Source organism: Amorphus suaedae (assembly GCF_053629675.1).
Genome location: NZ_JBRJIT010000001.1, coordinates 772,059 through 786,823 on the forward strand (window position 1 = coordinate 772,059; position 14,765 = coordinate 786,823).

At 69.4% G+C, this 14,765-nt stretch carries 14 protein-coding genes; 7 read left to right on the top strand and 7 right to left on the bottom strand.

Annotated features, from left to right (window positions below; genetic code table 11):
• Window positions 1-53: 53 nt before the first annotated feature.
• From nrdR to AB7M35_RS03425, 3 genes are all read right to left on the bottom strand, one after another.
• Complete coding sequence (nrdR, locus tag AB7M35_RS03415; RefSeq protein WP_453957278.1) at window positions 54-533, bottom strand: transcriptional regulator NrdR; 480 nt, start codon at window positions 531-533, stop codon at window positions 54-56.
• Between the two features lie 6 nt (window positions 534-539).
• The gene (gene glyA, locus AB7M35_RS03420) at window positions 540-1,859 is read right to left on the bottom strand and encodes a serine hydroxymethyltransferase (RefSeq protein WP_453957280.1); all 1,320 of its coding nucleotides are present in this window, start codon (window positions 1,857-1,859) and stop codon (window positions 540-542) included.
• Between the two features lie 398 nt (window positions 1,860-2,257).
• Entirely contained in the window at window positions 2,258-3,511 is a 1,254-nt protein-coding gene (locus tag AB7M35_RS03425) for a L,D-transpeptidase family protein (RefSeq protein WP_453960593.1), read from the bottom strand.
• 228 nt (window positions 3,512-3,739) lie between these two features.
• Between AB7M35_RS03425 and AB7M35_RS03430 the strand changes: the two genes are divergently transcribed.
• Window positions 3,740-4,540, top strand: a complete 801-nt coding sequence (locus AB7M35_RS03430) for a DUF1295 domain-containing protein (RefSeq protein WP_453957282.1) — start codon at window positions 3,740-3,742, stop codon at window positions 4,538-4,540.
• An 83-nt stretch (window positions 4,541-4,623) separates the two neighbouring features.
• Here the strand turns inward: AB7M35_RS03430 and AB7M35_RS03435 are convergent, their stop codons facing one another.
• Complete coding sequence (locus AB7M35_RS03435) at window positions 4,624-5,133, bottom strand: MarR family winged helix-turn-helix transcriptional regulator (RefSeq protein WP_453957284.1); 510 nt, start codon at window positions 5,131-5,133, stop codon at window positions 4,624-4,626.
• A gap of 225 nt (window positions 5,134-5,358) precedes the next feature.
• Between AB7M35_RS03435 and AB7M35_RS03440 the strand changes: the two genes are divergently transcribed.
• Both AB7M35_RS03440 and AB7M35_RS03445 read left to right on the top strand, forming a co-directional pair.
• On the top strand, window positions 5,359-6,117 hold the full coding sequence (locus AB7M35_RS03440) for a LysM peptidoglycan-binding domain-containing protein (protein WP_453957286.1): 759 nt from the start codon (window positions 5,359-5,361) through the stop codon (window positions 6,115-6,117).
• 16 nt (window positions 6,118-6,133) lie between these two features.
• Window positions 6,134-6,736: a CAP domain-containing protein gene (locus tag AB7M35_RS03445; RefSeq protein WP_453957288.1), complete on the top strand. Its 603-nt coding sequence runs from the start codon at window positions 6,134-6,136 to the stop codon at window positions 6,734-6,736.
• Between the two features lie 101 nt (window positions 6,737-6,837).
• Here the strand turns inward: AB7M35_RS03445 and mmsB are convergent, their stop codons facing one another.
• The 3 genes from mmsB to AB7M35_RS03460 form a co-directional block, all read right to left on the bottom strand.
• Window positions 6,838-7,740, bottom strand: a complete 903-nt coding sequence (mmsB, locus tag AB7M35_RS03450) for a 3-hydroxyisobutyrate dehydrogenase (protein ID WP_453957290.1) — start codon at window positions 7,738-7,740, stop codon at window positions 6,838-6,840.
• A 129-nt stretch (window positions 7,741-7,869) separates the two neighbouring features.
• On the bottom strand, window positions 7,870-8,283 hold the full coding sequence (locus tag AB7M35_RS03455) for a DUF6163 family protein (protein WP_453957292.1): 414 nt from the start codon (window positions 8,281-8,283) through the stop codon (window positions 7,870-7,872).
• A gap of 63 nt (window positions 8,284-8,346) precedes the next feature.
• Window positions 8,347-9,387 (bottom strand): enoyl-CoA hydratase/isomerase family protein, encoded by a 1,041-nt coding sequence (locus tag AB7M35_RS03460; protein ID WP_453957294.1) that lies wholly within the window; start codon window positions 9,385-9,387, stop codon window positions 8,347-8,349.
• A 200-nt stretch (window positions 9,388-9,587) separates the two neighbouring features.
• Here AB7M35_RS03460 and hemB point away from each other — a divergent pair, with 200 nt between their 5' ends.
• From hemB to AB7M35_RS03480, 4 genes are all read left to right on the top strand, one after another.
• Entirely contained in the window at window positions 9,588-10,625 is a 1,038-nt protein-coding gene (gene hemB, locus AB7M35_RS03465; RefSeq protein ID WP_453957296.1) for a porphobilinogen synthase, read from the top strand.
• A gap of 58 nt (window positions 10,626-10,683) precedes the next feature.
• Window positions 10,684-11,955, top strand: a complete 1,272-nt coding sequence (locus AB7M35_RS03470) for a threonine ammonia-lyase (protein ID WP_453957298.1) — start codon at window positions 10,684-10,686, stop codon at window positions 11,953-11,955.
• Between the two features lie 77 nt (window positions 11,956-12,032).
• Window positions 12,033-12,548, top strand: a complete 516-nt coding sequence (locus tag AB7M35_RS03475; protein ID WP_453957300.1) for an RDD family protein — start codon at window positions 12,033-12,035, stop codon at window positions 12,546-12,548.
• Between the two features lie 287 nt (window positions 12,549-12,835).
• Complete coding sequence (locus tag AB7M35_RS03480; RefSeq protein WP_453957302.1) at window positions 12,836-14,662, top strand: SLC13 family permease; 1,827 nt, start codon at window positions 12,836-12,838, stop codon at window positions 14,660-14,662.
• Window positions 14,663-14,765 lie beyond the last annotated feature (103 nt).

Genomic DNA, 14,765 nt, shown 5'->3' on the forward strand with positions numbered 1-14,765 from the left:
CCGGCGATCGAGATCTGCCTGCCGGTCGGCACTCACACCAGCCACCTGCGCCGTCACTGATCCTGAGGAAGGGGGTCGTCGTCGGGCTGCGCGAGCTCGCCGATGAACGCCTCGAAGTCGCGGGCCTCGCGGAAGTCCTTGTAGACCGACGCGAACCGCACGTAGGCGACGTCGTCGACCATCTTCAGCGCCGTCATCACCAGGTTGCCGATCTCCTCGGCGGTGATCTCGCTCTCGCCGGAGCTCTCCAGCTGGCGGACGATGCCCGAGACCATCTGCTCGACCTGCTCGGGCGGCGTCGGCCGCTTGCGCATCGCCACCTGCACCGAGCGCATTAGCTTGTCGCGGTCGAACGGCACGCGCCGGCCCGACCGCTTGATCACCGACAGCTCGCGCAGCTGCACCCGCTCGAACGTGGTGAAACGCCCGCCGCAGGTCAGACAGACCCGACGCCGCCTTATGGCGGTGTCGTCTTCCGTCGACCGGGAGTCCTTGACCTGCGTTTCACCGCCGCCGCAATACGGGCACCGCATCGGGGCTCAGAGACCCTGATAGATCGGGAAGCGATCGGTGAGCGCCCGGACCCGCTTGTTGACCTCGGCCTCGACCGCGCCGTTCTCGTCGCCGCCAGCGGCGACCAGCCCATCGACCACCTCGGTGATCAGCAGGCCGACCTCGCGGAACTCCGCCGTGCCGAAGCCGCGCGACGTCGCCGCCGGCGTGCCCAGGCGGATGCCGGAGGTGATCGTCGGCTTCTCCGGATCGTTCGGCACGCCGTTCTTGTTGCAGGTGATGCCGGCGCGCTCGAGTGCCGCTTCCGCCGCTTTGCCGGTGATGCCCTTCGGCCGCAGGTCCACCAGCATCAGGTGGGTGTCGGTGCCGCCGGAGACGATGTCGAAGCCGTTCTCGCGCAGCGTCTCGGCGAGGATCTTGGCGTTGTCGACCACCGAGCGCGCGTAGAGCTTGAACGACGGCTGCAGCGCCTCGCCGAAGGCCACCGCCTTGCCGGCGATGACGTGCATCAGCGGTCCCCCCTGCAGGCCGGGGAACACGGCCGAGTTGATCTTCTTGGCGATCTCGGCGTCGTTGGTCAGCACGATGCCGCCGCGCGGGCCGCGCAGCGTCTTGTGGGTCGTGGAGGTGACCACGTGGGCGTGCGGCAGCGGGCTCGGCACGACGCCGCCCGCGACCAGGCCCGCGAAGTGCGCCATGTCGACCATCAGGTAGGCGCCGACCTCGTCGGCCACCGCGCGGAACCGCTCGAAGTCGATGGTGCGCGAATAGGCCGAGCCGCCGGCGATGATGATCTTCGGCTTGTGCTCGCGCGCCATCGCCTCGACCTGGTCGTAGTCGATCAGGCCGGAGTTGTGGCCGACGCCGTACTGGATCGCGTTGAACCACTTGCCCGACAGGTTCGGTCGCGCGCCGTGGGTGAGATGTCCGCCAGCGTCGAGGCTCATGCCCAGCACGGTGTCGCCGGGGCTGGCAAGCGCCAGCAGGACCGCCTGGTTGGCCTGGCTGCCGGAGTTCGGCTGCACGTTGGCGAACTGGCAGTCGAACAGGCGCGTCAGCCGCTCGATGGCGAGGTTCTCGGCGATGTCGACGTACTGGCAGCCGCCGTAGTAGCGGCGGCCCGGATAGCCCTCGGCGTACTTGTTGGTCAGGATCGAGCCCTGCGCCTGCAGCACGGCCCGCGAGACGATGTTCTCGGAGGCGATCAGCTCGATCTCGTGCCGCTGGCGACCGAGTTCCTTCTCGATGGAGCCGAAGATTTCCGGGTCCGACTCGGAGAGCGGGGCGGTGAAGAACCCTTCTTCGCGAATGTCGAAGGCGGCGGACGGAGAGCTGCTTGTCGTCATGTTCTCATCTTCCGAGTCGAGGACCTGGATGGCGCCTGGAAAATCGAAAACCGGCCGGTTGGCCGGCTCCGGGCGCTCGCCCTAACTGACCAGGGCGGATGCCCTTGTCGACGGATTGGGGACCTTTTCAATCGCGAGGTGCCGGAGATTCGAAGCCGGCCGGCAAGGGCCGCGGTCCCGGATGCGACACGCTCGCGCTCGCGGCGGACGATAGTGTCGGCGACGATGCATTGCAACAGCACGCCCCGCCCCGGAAAGCGCCGAAAGCCTGCCGCGGGCGTGACCGGCGGGCGTGACCGGAAGCCGCACGGGAGGGACCGCCCTCCCCGGAACGCGAAACGGCACCCCGGAGGGTGCCGCATCGTTTTGGTCGGCGATGTGAGCCCGTCGGAACGGTCTCAGCGCAGGGCCAGGCCCTCGGCGCCGTCGCGGTCGTAGATGTCCGGGCGGAAGTGCACCACACCGTCGGAGGTCGACCAGGCGGTGATGTAGCTGAAGAAGACCGGGGTCTGCACCTTCAGCGCCACGTCCAGCCGCTCGCCGGAGCGGATCGTCTCGTCCACCTGGGCGCGGGTCCAGCCGTTGCCCTCCAGCAGCCAGGTGATCAGCTCGCGGACGTTCTGCACCCGCACGCAGCCCGACGAGTGGAACCGGAAGTCCTGACCGAACAGGTTCTTCGCCGGCGTGTCGTGCATGTACACCTGGTGGGTGTTGTGGAAGTTGATCTTCACCGTCCCGAGGGAGTTCCCCTCGCCCGGCTCCTGCCGGAACATGTACTGGGCCGCCTCGTCGGTGTTCCAGTCGATCTCGGTCGGCTGCAGCTCCTGCTCGGTGTTGCCCCAGCGATAGATCTTGATCTTGTTGCGGGTCAGATACTCCGGGTCTTCCTTCATCTTCGGGATCAGGTCCTTCTTGATGATGGAGACCGGCACCGTCCAGTAGGGGCCGAAGTTCAGCTCGTAGATCTTGCTGGAGAGCACCGGCGACGGCCGGTCGATCTTGCCCACCACGGCCGTGTGGCGCGAACGGACGCGGCCGTTCTCGACCGCCTCGATCTCGGCCGCCGGGATGTTGACCATCACGTAGCGGGAGCCGAGGTCGCCCGACATGGAGCGCACGCGGACCAGGTTCGTCTCGAGCTGGCGCAGGCGTGCCTGGGCCGGAACGTTCAGCGCGGCCAGCGTGTTCTGGTCGACGACGCCGTCGGGGTTGAGGCCATGGCGCAGCTGGAAGCGGCGCACGGCGGCGTCGACGTAGGAATCGAAGGTCTGGGGGGAGCCGGCGGTCTGGCTGAGATCGCCCGAGATCATCAGGCGCTGGCGCAGCACCTGCACGTTCTGATTCTTCACGCCCAGGCGCAGCGTCGGCTCTCCGGGAGGCACCATCGGCCATCCGCCCTGGGAGACGATCATGTTGTAGCGCTGGATCGCCTGCTCGATGTAGGTGGCCGTTTCCGGCGACAGCGTCGGGGCGGACGACTTCACGGAGTTCACCGCCGGCAGCGTCGCGTCGAAGCGATCGGCCCACTCGGCGCGGGACTTGTAGTCCTGCAGGGCCTGCAGGGCGGATCCGCCCTGCGCCAGTGCCGGTTGCGGCGACAGCCCGGCGAGCATCGCCGATCCCGCCACGGCCATGCCGACGACAATCCGCATCGCCACGCGACAGGCGGCTGATCCAGGCGTCCGAACCGCACGTACGGTCATTGTCAGTTCTCCAAGAAACTCAGCCCACGCACCCAGATGAAATGGTCATTTGGGTTAACACGCGGAGGATTAACAAACAACGATCACAGACCACGGGAAACCTTGCCCCGGGGACCTCGCAACCTGGTGAAAACCGCAATTCAGCGCTGTCGCAGCTCACTGGAACACGGAGGTTTGATGCCCGCATCCCATGGAACGATTCTGCTGACGACCTTTCTGATTGCGGCGGTGATGTTCACGCTGATGTGGCGAATTCATGTCACCCTGAAGGATGCCAGCGTCATCGATTACTACTGGGCTGCGGGTTTCGTGGTCATCGCCGCCGCTACGGCCCTGATGGCACCGCCGCTCGGCACCCTCCAGGTGCTGTTCGTCGTCGCGATCGTCGTCTGGGCCATCCGCCTCACCCACTACGTCGTGCGGCGGCACCGGCGGGCCCGGGCCGAGGACGGGCGCTACCGCCGCTTCCGCGACCAGGGCGGCCCGACGTTCTGGTGGAAGAGCCTGTTTTCGATCTTTCTGCTGCAGGCGGTGCTGCAGTGGCTGATCGCCACGCCGGTCATCGTCGCCCTCACCGCCGCCCGGGCGGCACCGGACGTGCCGCTCGCCGCGATCGGCTTTGGCCTATTCTGCATCGGACTGCTGATCGAGGCGGTCGCCGACGCACAGCTCGCCGCGCACCGGGCGGCCCCCGCCAACGCCGGGACCGTGCTCCAGACCGGGCTTTGGGCGTGGAGCCGGCATCCGAACTATTTCGGCGAGGCCCTGCTCTGGTGGGGGCTGGCGCTGGTCGCCTTCGCGCTCTCCGGCAGCCTCTGGGCCTTCCTCGGCCCGGCGGTGCTCACCGTCGTGGTCGTGGTGGTCTCGCTCAGGCTGACCGAGGACCACGTGGCCGACACGCGCGCCGGCTTCGCCGCCTACAAGGCGCGCACCAGCGCGTTCGTGCCCTGGCCGCCGGCGACTGCGCGCGAGGGATGAGAAAGGCGGCGGCCGCGCACGCGGCCGCTCCCGCCCGCTGGCGGGCTTTGCGCCCGGACCGCGTGGATCCGGGCCGTGAGGCGCTACATGCGATAGAGGATCTGGTCCTGCCAGAAGCGGTCGAGACGCTGCAGGGCGGTGGTCATCGCCTGGAAGTCGGACGGCTCGATGGCGCTGATGGCGGTCATCGTGTGGATGTGGCGGTCGAACAGCGCCTCCACGATGCCGGCGATCTCCTGCCCCTCTTCCGTCAGCGTCAGCCGCACGGTGCGCTTGTCGCTGTCGGAGCGTTCCTGGCGGACCAGGTCCTGCTCGACGAGCTTCTTCACGTTGTAGGAGACGTTGGAGCCGAGATAGTAGCCGCGCGTCTTCAGTTCGCTCGCCGTCACCGCGCTGTCGCCGATATAATAGATCAGCACCGCCTGGACGTTCGAGACGTCCGTGCGGCCGAGGCGGTCGAACTCGTCCTTCACGACGTCGAGGAAGCGGCGGTGAACGCGCTCCACCAGCTTGACGGCGTCGAGAAAGACCGGCTTCAGGTCTTCGGCGGAAAGGGCCGCCGGGCGCGCCGGCGCTCCGAATTGCATCGTCATGTTTGAGCCTCCTGTCGTGCCGCGCCGTCTTGGGTCGGGTGCGTGCAACAGGGCCAACCCTCGGCTGGCCGCGCTAAGGCCTCCTTAAGGGATAAGATGAATCGGAGGTGAATCGCCGATCTGTGGCAATAAGGCCACGCTCCGCTTCAGGAACTCCGGGCTTGCCGCGCCGTTCGACTCGCGTATCCATCCGTCAGAAAGACGCATCCGTCAGGAGCTGCCCCGATGAAACACACCCTCCTCACCTGCGGCCTCGCGGCCTGCCTCGTCGCCCCGGCCGTGCCGGCGTTCGCCGCCGACTGCGGCTCGGAGACCGTCGTGATGCAGGGCGAGACGCTGAGCGATGTGGCGGCGCGCTGCGACGTGACCGTCGACGAGATCACCGACGCCAACCCCTCGCTCGTTCCCGGCAGCGTCCTGCCCGGCACCGAGGTGTCGCTGCCCGGCCCGCTCGGCGGCGGATGGGCCGACCGCGCCAAGGGCGCGCTGCAGAGCGCCGGCGACGAGCTCCAGGGCGCTGCCCAGCAGGCCGGCGACAAGCTCCGCGACTTCAGCGGCCGCGCCAGCGAGGAAATCCGCGACGCCGCCGACAAGGCCGGCCAGTCGGTCTCCGAGTACCTGAAGGATCATCCGGAACTCGACGCCAGCCTGCGCAATGCCGGCTCCCGCGTCGGCATCCCCGGCGTCGAGGCCCCCAACGCCCCCGGCCCCGACCTTACCGTGACCCCCGCCTCGGCGAGCCCCGGCGCCGATATCACCATCACCGCCAGCGGCCTGCCCGGCGGCGTCGAGGTGGAGATCGGCGCCGGTGCGCCCGAGACCGAGCCGGTGGTGATCGACACCGTCACCACCGCCGCCGACGGCACCCTGGACACCACCGTCGCGATGCCCGCCGGCGCCGAGGCCGGCAGCTCGCTGGTGTTCGTGGTGGAGACCAGCCGCGTGCGGCTCACGTCCGATCCGGTGACGGTGGACGGCAAGTGATCGCGCGGTCCCGCTGATGATCACGGATCCGCTCCGCCCCCGGCGCCTGCGCGTGCTGGTGCGCCTGCTCGCGTCGTTCGCCGTCGCGGGCGTCGTCGCGGCATGCGCCTCGGGCTCGGGTGGTGCCAGCGCCGCCAGCAGCAACATCGAGACGCTGCGCGTCTACAGCCTGTCGCTGGTCAACCAGGAGCGGGCGAAGGCCGGCCTGCACCCGCTGGTCCTCGACGCCAAGCTGAGCGCCGCGGCCCAGGCCCACGCCGACGACATGCGGCGGCGCAACTACTATTCCCACGTCTCGCCGACCGGCGGAGAGCCGCCGGACCGCTACAAGCGCGCCGGCGGCTCGCTGTACGGCCATTTCGCCGAGAACATCGCTCGCTGTTACAAGTGCGCGACGCCGGCCGACAAGGCCGCGGTGCGCCAGCTCCACGAGCAGTGGATGGGCAGCCCCGAGCACCGCAAGCACATCTTCAAGTCCGACGTGACGCTCTACGGCTTCGGCCTCGCCGAGACCGACCGGGGCAAGCACTACGCGGTGGAGGAGTTCTACGGGCCCGTCACCGAGGAGGACGTGCGGCGCGCCGGCGGCTTCATCCTGCACCAGGGACCGGAGAAGTAGGGACCGGGCCCGCCGGGCATAAACCGTCTCGGATCAAGGGGTTGGGGTCGGGACTTCGCCCCCCGCCGCCGCGGGCTCCGCGCCCAGGTTCCGGCGGCGCCCTACTCCGCGTCGGCCTTGCCGCCGCGCAGATATTCGATGATCGCCGAGAAGTCCCGGTCGGCCTGCCCGTCGGCCGCGAACAGCGTGTAGAGCTGCTGGGCCCCGGCGCCGAGCGGCGTCGCCGTCCCGGTCGTGCGCGCCGCTTCCTGGGCGAGGTTCAGGTCCTTCAGCATCATCGCGCCGGTGAAACCCGCCTTGTAGTCGCGGTTGGCCGGCGAGGTCGGCACCGGGCCCGGCACCGGGCAGTATGTGGTCAGCGACCAGCACTGGCCGGATGCCTTGGAGGAGATGTCGAACAGCGCCTGGCGATCGAGGCCCAGCCTGTCGGCCAGGTTGAAGGCTTCCGACACGGCGATCATCGAGATCCCCAGCACCATGTTGTTGCAGATCTTGGCGGCCTGCCCGTTGCCGGCGCCGCCGGCGTGCACCACCGTCTTGCCCATCACCTCGAGGTACGGCTTGGCCGCCTCGAACGCCTCCGTGCTGCCGCCGACCATGAACGTCAGCGTGCCGGCCTCGGCGCCGCCCACCCCGCCCGACACCGGCGCGTCGACCATGGCGATGCCCGCCTGCTCCGCCCGGTCGGCGACCACCCGCGCCGTCTCCACGTCGATGGTCGAGCAGTCGATGAGGATCGTGTCCGGCCGCGCCTGGGCGACGACGCCCTCGTCGCCGAGATAGATCGATCGGACGTGGTGGCCGGCCGGCAGCATGGTGATGATGGCGTCCGCCTCGCCCGCCACCTCGACGATCGACGCCGCCCGGCGGCCGCCCGCCTCGGCGAAGCGGGCGAGCGCGCCCTCGTCCAGGTCGATGCCGGAGACGGTGTGGCCCGCCTTCAGGAGGTTGGCGGCCATCGGGCCACCCATGTTGCCAAGTCCGATGAAGCCGATCCGCGCCATGAGTAGGGTCTCCTCGCCGAGTGTCTCGCTGGTCTGGCGGCACCGGGCCGGTCCCGCGCCGCCTTCTTTTTCTGAAATGCCTGTCAGATCAACCGGTTCGCCGCGCCCCTTCAGGCGCGCGCCCGCGCCTCAGCGCGGCTCCTCCCGCTCCACCAGCACCGCCAGCCCGACATAGACCAGCACCGTCAGCACGTTGGCGCCGATCACCAGCATCCCGGATCCGAACAGGTCGGTCAGCACCGTGTGGCAGAGCACCTGGCTGGTGGCGGCGAGGATCCACAGCACCGTGCCCCACGACACCGTCAGCCACATGCCGACGCCGGCAACCAGGCTCAGCACGGCGAAATAGACCACCGCGATCTGCAGCTCCACCTGCAGGTCCCAGAACCAGACGCCGCGCACCTGCAGCATGCCGATGATGCGTGCCCAGTCGGCGATGCCGGTGGCGATCCAGGCGATGCCCAGCGCGCGCATGTACCAGGTCATGGCGGTGCGCCAGCTGAACTTGGCCGTCTCGACCCTGAGGCCCTCGATATCGATCATTCGCCGTCACGCACCTGGTTGTCGGCCCCGCGGGCCGTCGGGCGGGGCGGGACCGCGCCGCCGTCAGTCAAACCGCAGCTCCGCCGTGCCGAGCGGCTCGAAGTGCTCGGCAATCACGGCAGGATCAAGGTCCTCGACCCGCTCCGGCCGCCACTTCGGCGCCCCGTCCTTGTCGACCAGCACCGCCCGCACGCCCTCGTAGAAGTCGTCGTGCTGGAGGATCCGCGAGACGATCCGGTATTCCATCGCCATGCACTCCTCGAACGACAGGTCGCGCGCCAGCCGGATCTCGTTGAAGGTGATCGCCAGCGAGCTCGGCGCGCGCTCGCGCAGCGTCCGCAGCGTCTCGCGGGCCCACGACATGCCCGCGTCGGCGCCGGCCAGCGCGGTCAGGATCTCCTCCAGGCTGGGCTTGGCGAAGAAGTGGGCAATCTCGCTCTCCAGCTCCTGCAGCGGCGACAGCTCCAGCGCGACGCTCGCCTCGGCCAGCGTCTTCTCCAGCTCGGCGCCGGCCAGCAGCCGCTCCTTGATGCCGCCGAGGGAGGCGGACTCGACCGCATGGGTGGCGAGCCCCGCCCACAGGCAGTCCGCCTGGCCGAGCCGCGCCGCCGTCAGGCCGGCGTACATGCCGCTGTGGGCCGGCATCCGCGAGAGGATGTAGGAGCCGCCCACGTCGGGAAAGAAGCCGATGCCGGTTTCCGGCATGGCGAAGACGGTGCGCTCGGTGGCGACCCGGTGCGAACCGTGCACCGACACGCCGACGCCGCCGCCCATGCAGATCCCGTCGATGAGCGCGATGTACGGCTTGGGAAAGCGCTTGATGAGGACGTTCAGGCGGTATTCGTCGCGGAAGAAGGAGACCGCCTCGGCGTGGCGCTCGCGGCCCGTGCCCCAGATGTAGCGGATGTCGCCGCCGGCGCAGAAGGCGCGGTCGCCCGCCGCCGTCACGATCACCTGGCGCAGCAGCGGATCGTTCGCCCACTCGTTGAGGGTGGCATACATCGCGCGCACCATCTCGTGGGTCAGCGCGTTCAGGGCCTTGGGTCGATTGAGGATCACCAGCCCGGTGTGCCCGTGCCTCTCGAAGACGACTTCGTCGCTCATCCTGCCCCGAATTCGTTGCTCGCGCGCGCCGCGCCCCTGTTTCTTCCCTACCGTGAATCGACCGTCGCTGGCAAAGCGCAACATTGCGTCGCGGCCAACCCCTTGGACCCGCGCGCCGAACGGGCCTAATAAGGCGCACCGGACGGCGCCGCCCCGCGTGGGTGTCGCCTCCCAACGACATCAACGCCCGAGGCCCCGTGATGAAGATCGACCGCCCCGCACCGGGAACATCGGCGGACATGCGCGACATCCTGCAGGGACGGCGTTTGCGCCGCCTGCGCCAGAACGACTGGACCCGCCGGCTGGTGCGCGAGACCACCGTCACCGTCGACGACCTGATCTGGCCGCTCTTCGTCATCGACGGGACCGACCGCCGCGAGGCGGTGGCCACCATGCCCGGCGTCGACCGGCTGACCATCGACCACGTCGTGCGCGACGTGGAGAAGGCGGCGAAGCTCGGCATCCCGGCGATCGCCCTGTTCCCCTACACCGACAGCGCGCTGCGCGATCCGGAAGGCAGCGAGGCGCTCAACGGCGACAACCTCGTCTGCCGCACCGTGCGGGCCATCAAGGACGCGGTGCCGGAGATCGGCATCGTCACCGACGTGGCGCTCGACCCCTACACCAGCCATGGCCACGACGGGCTCATGTCCGGCGACGAGATCGTCAACGACGCCTCGGTGGCGCAGCTCTGCGCCCAGGCGCTCGTCCAGGCCCAGGCCGGCGCCGACGTCATCGCGCCGTCGGACATGATGGACGGCCGGGTCGGCGCCATCCGCTCGACCCTCGACGCGGCCGGCTTCGCCCACGTGCAGATCATGTCCTACGCGGCCAAGTACGCCTCGGCGTTCTACGGGCCGTTCCGCGACGCCATCGGCTCCAACACGGCGCTGAAGGGCGACAAGCGGACCTACCAGATGGACCCCGGCAACGCGGCCGAGGCGTTGCGCGAGGTCGAGCTGGATCTCGCCGAGGCGGCCGACATGATCATGGTCAAGCCGGGCATGCCCTATCTCGACATCATCTGCCGGGTGAAGGACACCTTCCAGGTGCCGACCTTCGCCTACCAGGTGTCGGGCGAGTATGCGATGCTCGAAGGGGCGGCCCGCAACGGCTGGCTCGACGGCGACCGGGTGATGATGGAAAGCCTGCAGGCGTTCAAGCGCGCCGGCGCCGACGGGGTGCTCACCTACTTCGCCGTCCGCGTCGCCGAGCGGCTGAAGCAGGCCCGTCCTTGAGACGCCTGGGCGGCTGACTGCGGCGGCCCGCCGACGGCGGACGGCCGGATCAAACGGGATGGGGGATGCCGACATGACCGTGAGCGCCAGCGCCAAGCCGTCCCGCACCGCGCCGGACCTGGAAGGCATTCGCGACGCCGCCCGGCTGATCGCCGGCGAGGTGGTCCGCACGCCCTTCCTCGCTGCGCCGAAGCTCTCCCAGGTCGTCGGCACCGACATTCTCGTCAAGTACGAGAACATGCAGGTCACCAACTCCTTCAAGGACCGCGGCGCGCTGGTGCGCATGCTGCAGCTCAGCGAGGAGGAGCGCCGCAACGGCGTCATCGCCATGTCGGCCGGCAACCACGCCCAGTCGGTGGCCCACCACGCCAGCCGCCTCGGCATTTCCGCCACCATCGTCATGCCGGAGCCGACCCCCTTCGTGAAGGTCCAGTCGACCCAGTCGCGGGGCGCGCGGGTGGTGCTGAAGGGCGAGACGCTGGCGGAATCCCAGCTCGAGTGCGAGCGCCTCCAGGCCGAGCAGAACCTCACCCTCATCCATCCCTACAACGATCCCGACGTCATCCGCGGCCAGGGCACCATCGCGCTGGAGATGCTGGAGGACGAGCCGGACCTCGACACCATCGTCGTGCCGATCGGTGGCGGCGGCCTCATCTCCGGCATCGCGATTGCCGCCAAGGCGCTGAAGCCCGACATCACCATCGTCGGCACCGAAACGGCGCTCTACCCGTCCATGTGGGGCGCGCTGCGCGGCGAGACGGTGGCCTGCGGCGGCAACACGCTGGCCGAGGGCATCGCCGTCAAGAACGTCGGCGACCTCACCCTCTCCATCGTCCGCGAGCTGGTCGACGACATCATCCTCGTCGACGAGCCGTCCATCGAGCGGGCGGTGAACGCCTACCTGACCTTCCAGAAGACGATGGCCGAGGGCGCCGGCGCGGCCGGCCTCGCCGCCGTGATGATGGCGCCGGAGCGCTTTGCCGGCCGCAAGGTCGGCCTCGTGCTGTGCGGCGGCAACATCGATGCGCGCATCCTCGCCTCCATCATGGTGCGGGAGCTGGCGCGCGGCGAGCGCATCGTCGCGATCCGCGTCGTCATCCACGACCGGCCTGGCGTGCTGGGCGAGATCGCCGCCGCCATCGGCCGGCTGGGCGGCAACATCCTGGAGGTGTCGCACCACCGGCTGTTCCTCAACATCCCGGCGAAGGGCACCTCGGTGGACTTCACCATCGAGACCCGCGACGCCGCCCACGCGGCCGAGATCGTCGCCGGCATCGAGTCGCTCGGACTGACCGTCCAGCGCGTCGACGCCGCCGAATCCCATTTCTGAGCGGCGGCTTTCCGCCTTTTGACATCGGCGGGCGCGCACACCATCTGCGACAGATCGACGTTTGAGGAGACTGCCTGATGACCGCCGCGGCCGATTACACCGAGGACCACCCGCTGTTCGACCCCCTCGCCTACCCGCAGCTCTATTCGGGGCTTCGGATGCGGCGCTCGGTGGCCTTCATGATGGACTGCGTGCTGATCACCGTGCTGATGTTCGCCGCCTCGCTGGCGGTGCTGCTGCTCGGCATCATCACCTTCGGCCTCGCCTGGATCCTGTTCGCGATCCTGTGGCCCGCCGTCGCGCTCATCTACATCGCCTTCAGCCTCGGCGGCTCCAACTCGGCGACGCCCGGCATGCGGGCCATGGGCATCGAGCTCCGGCTGTTCCACGGCGGCAAGGTCTATCCGCTGCTGGCCGCCATCCACGCCGTGCTGTTCTACGCGTCGGTGAGCTTCCTCACGCCGCTGGTGCTGCTGGTCGCCTTCTTCTCCGACCGCAAGCGCCTGCTGCACGACATGGTGCTCGGCACGGTGATGGTGGATTCCGCGGCACTCCGTCAGCTCGAGACGGAGCTCTCCGCCTCCCCGGCCTGATCCGGCCCGGCGCCGCCCCCGGGCGCCCCGAACGCGTTTGCTCTTTCCGCGCCGCGATTGAGAACCGGATTGCTTCCGGCGGCGCCCGCTCTCGCGCACTCTGACGGCTCCACCCGTGCTCCCGCCGGCTGCAGGTTTCCCCCCGGACTCGACCGGGTCCCGGAACGCCTGCAAGCTTGCGGGAGCATTTGACTCCGGAGCCGCTGGCCGGCCGGTTGCGACCGGCCGGACCGACGTCCGGAACATGGCCGCGCCCGCGGCTGCCCCACGGTCCGGATCGCGCGATGATGTCCCTGCCCGACCTGTCCATGTGGCTGACATTCGGCGTCATCGCCGTGTCCGTCGTGCTCTACGCGACGGAGCGCTTCTCCATCGAGGCGATCAGCCTCGGCGTCATCGTCGCCTATCTCGCGATGTTTCCCATCGCCGGCCTTCCCTCGGGCGCCCGGTCGCTCACGGCGGGCGACCTCGTCGCCGGTTTTTCCAATCCCGGCCTGATCACCATCCTGGCGCTGCTGGTGGTCGGCCAGGGCCTCTACCACACCGATGCTCTCGACCGCCCCGCCGCCATGATGGTCACCGTGGTGCGCCGCTACGGCGCGGTGGCGCTCGCCGGCGTCTTTCTGGCCATCGGCGGGCTCAGCGCCTTCATGAACAACACGCCGGTGGTGGTGATGTTTCTGCCGGTCATCGTCGCCCTCGGCGCGGCGGTGAACCGGCCCGGCTCGCGCCTGCTGATGCCGCTGTCGTTCATCACCATCCTCGGCGGCATGACCACCGTCATCGGCTCGTCGACCAACCTGCTCGCCGTCGACGTCGCCCGCCGGGCCGGCGTCGCCGACCTGTCGTTCTTCTCCTTCACACCGATCGCGCTGATCCTGGTGGCGGTCGGCGCGGTCTACGTGCTGGTGGTGATGCCGCGCATCCTGACGCCCCGGCAGTCGATGGCCGACGAGGTGCGCAGCAGCGCCGGCAAGCAGTTCATCGCCGAGATCCAGATCCGCGACGGCCATCCGCTCGTCGGCGCCGAGGCGGTCGCCGGCCTGTTCCCGCAGCTCGCCGAGATGACCGTCCGCCTCGTCCAGCGCGGCGAACGCGCCATCCTGCCGCCGTTCGAGGACGTCACGCTCCAGCCCGGCGACCTGGTCATCGTCGCGGCGACGCGGGCGGCGCTGGAGCGCACGCTCTCCCAGCACCGGTCCATCATGTCGGACGCCGCCAGCCCACCCGGCGACGCCGGCGGTCCGCGCATCGAGGGCGTGGTCACGCTCGCCGAGGCGATCGTCGCGCCCGGCTCGCGGCTGATCGGGCGCACCACCGCCCAGGCGGGCTTTCGCAGCGACACCGGGTGCGTGGTCCTCGGCATCCAGCGCCGCAGCCGGATGCCGCGCACGCCGATGACCGAGATCCGCATGGAGGCCGGCGACGTCCTCCTGTTCGCCGGCGCCCGCGACCGCATCAAGCGCCTGCGCGCCAACCACGACGTGCTGCTGGTCGACTGGACCGCCAGCGACGTCCATCAGCGGGCGAAGGCGCCGCGCGCCTTCCTGATCTTCGCCGCAATGGTGGCGGTCAGCGCATTCGAGCTGGTGCCCATCGTCGCCGCGGCGCTCTGCGGGGCGCTCGCCATGCTGGTGTTCGGCTGCCTCAACATCCGTCAGGCCGGGCGCGTGGTCGACGGGCGCATCGTCATGCTGGTGGCCTCGGCGATCGCCTCCGCCACCGCGCTGGAGGCCACCGGCGGGGCGACCGCCGTCGCCAACGCCGTGCTCTCGGCCATGGACGGCAGCTCGCCGGCGCTCATCCTGTCCGCGCTGTTCGCGGTGATCGCGGTTGCCACCAACTTCGTCACCAACAACGCGGCCGCCGTGCTGTTCACCCCGATCGCCATCGGCGTGGCGGCGCGGCTCGGCCTGCCCGCCGAACCGTTCGTGGTGACGGTCATCCTGGCGTCCAACTGTTCTTTCGCCACACCCGTCGCCTACCAGACGAATCTCCTGGTGATGGGCCCCGGCCACTACCGGTTTCGGGATTTTGTTGTCGCGGGAACGCCACTGGTGCTTATCTTGTGGCTGACGTTTTCGCTGGCAGCGCCTTGGTACTACGGTTTGTGAGGAACGGTCCGAGTCGGATACACGAAGCGGATTGACCCTCCGCCGGGCGACAGGGTTCGGGCAAGCTTGACCGGCGAGCCTGGGAGCGGTGCCCCGCCTCCCG

Bases quoted from the DNA above. Each gene is read 5' to 3' on its own strand.
- nrdR (WP_453957278.1), bottom strand. From the start codon at position 533: ATGCGGTGCCCGTATTGCGGCGGCGGTGAAACGCAGGTCAAGGACTCC.
- glyA (WP_453957280.1), bottom strand. From the start codon at position 1,859: ATGACGACAAGCAGCTCTCCGTCCGCCGCCTTCGACATTCGCGAAGAA.
- AB7M35_RS03425 (WP_453960593.1), bottom strand. From the start codon at position 3,511: ATGCGGATTGTCGTCGGCATGGCCGTGGCGGGATCGGCGATGCTCGCC.
- AB7M35_RS03430 (WP_453957282.1), top strand. From the start codon at position 3,740: ATGCCCGCATCCCATGGAACGATTCTGCTGACGACCTTTCTGATTGCG.
- AB7M35_RS03435 (WP_453957284.1), bottom strand. From the start codon at position 5,133: ATGACGATGCAATTCGGAGCGCCGGCGCGCCCGGCGGCCCTTTCCGCC.
- AB7M35_RS03440 (WP_453957286.1), top strand. From the start codon at position 5,359: ATGAAACACACCCTCCTCACCTGCGGCCTCGCGGCCTGCCTCGTCGCC.
- AB7M35_RS03445 (WP_453957288.1), top strand. From the start codon at position 6,134: ATGATCACGGATCCGCTCCGCCCCCGGCGCCTGCGCGTGCTGGTGCGC.
- mmsB (WP_453957290.1), bottom strand. From the start codon at position 7,740: ATGGCGCGGATCGGCTTCATCGGACTTGGCAACATGGGTGGCCCGATG.
- AB7M35_RS03455 (WP_453957292.1), bottom strand. From the start codon at position 8,283: ATGATCGATATCGAGGGCCTCAGGGTCGAGACGGCCAAGTTCAGCTGG.
- AB7M35_RS03460 (WP_453957294.1), bottom strand. From the start codon at position 9,387: ATGAGCGACGAAGTCGTCTTCGAGAGGCACGGGCACACCGGGCTGGTG.
- hemB (WP_453957296.1), top strand. From the start codon at position 9,588: ATGAAGATCGACCGCCCCGCACCGGGAACATCGGCGGACATGCGCGAC.
- AB7M35_RS03470 (WP_453957298.1), top strand. From the start codon at position 10,684: ATGGGGGATGCCGACATGACCGTGAGCGCCAGCGCCAAGCCGTCCCGC.
- AB7M35_RS03475 (WP_453957300.1), top strand. From the start codon at position 12,033: ATGACCGCCGCGGCCGATTACACCGAGGACCACCCGCTGTTCGACCCC.
- AB7M35_RS03480 (WP_453957302.1), top strand. From the start codon at position 12,836: ATGTCCCTGCCCGACCTGTCCATGTGGCTGACATTCGGCGTCATCGCC.